At 81.0% G+C, this 927-nt stretch carries 2 pseudogenes; both read left to right on the top strand.

Going from position 1 to position 927, the window contains the following annotated elements:
• Positions 1-730, top strand: a pseudogene (locus CKO13_RS12370) (hypothetical protein); the annotation flags it as partial.
• Positions 723-927 (top strand): annotated as a pseudogene (locus CKO13_RS12365) (single-stranded-DNA-specific exonuclease RecJ); the annotation flags it as partial. The pseudogenes CKO13_RS12370 and CKO13_RS12365, both read left to right, overlap by 8 nt.

Below are 927 nucleotides of genomic sequence, written 5' to 3'. Positions count from 1 at the left end.
TCTCCAGGCGGCCCGCCTGGAGACCGACCTGGCCGACCTGCTCGCCGGCCACGGCGTACGCCTGCACCGCGCCGCCAGCGGGCGGTGGTACCTCGAGTCGCCCCACCCGCTGCCCCAGCGGCCGTCGCCCTACCGGCTCGCCGGGCGCTGCATCGACCCGGCGGCCCTGCGCGGCCCGGAGGGCGGCGCGCCGGCGTGGTCGGCGGTGCTCAACGAGCTCGAGATGGCGCTCTACGACCACCCCATCAACCGGGACCGCCAGGAGCGGGGCGCGCTCCCCGTCAACGCCCTGTGGCCCTGGGGGGCGGGCACGTGCCCGCCGGCGCCGGGCGCCTTCCCCTGGGAGCGGGTCTACAGCGACGAGCCGGCCTGGTGCGGGCTGGCCGCGCTCGCCGGCGCCAGCCACGGCGAGCTGGTCGGCGCCATGCCCGCCGTCGAGCCCCAGGGGCGGACCCTGCTCAGCGTCAGCTGGGCGGAGACGGCGCTGGCGACGGCCGACGGCACGGCCTGGCTCGACGCCGTCGCCGCCGTCGAGCGGACGCTGGCGGCGCCGGCGCTGGCGGCGCTGCGCGGCGAGAGCGACGCCGTCGGGCAGTGGGACGCCCTGGAGCTGCAGACCGAGGCCGGCGCCGAGCACGCCGTGGCCCTCACCCGCGGGGGGCTGCGCCGGCTGTGGCGCCGGCCCCGGCCCCTGGCGCGCTGGCTGGCCGCCGGAGGGGAGGGTGGCTGAGCGCATCCGCCGGCGCACGCCGGCGGCGCTGCCCGAGGACCTGCCGCCCGACCTCCACCCGGTCCTGCGCCGCGTCTACGCCCGGCGCGGGGTCGCCAGCGCCGAGGAGCTGGACCTGCGCCTGGCCCGCCTCGCCCCGCCGGCGGGCATGGCCGACCTCGAGGCCGCCGGCGAGGCCCTGGCCGGCGCGCTGCGCG

Origin of the sequence: Halorhodospira neutriphila (genome assembly GCF_016584055.1) — a bacterium.
Taxonomy (GTDB): domain Bacteria; phylum Pseudomonadota; class Gammaproteobacteria; order Nitrococcales; family Halorhodospiraceae; genus Halorhodospira; species Halorhodospira neutriphila.
This window is presented reverse-complemented; position numbering and strand designations above follow the sequence as displayed.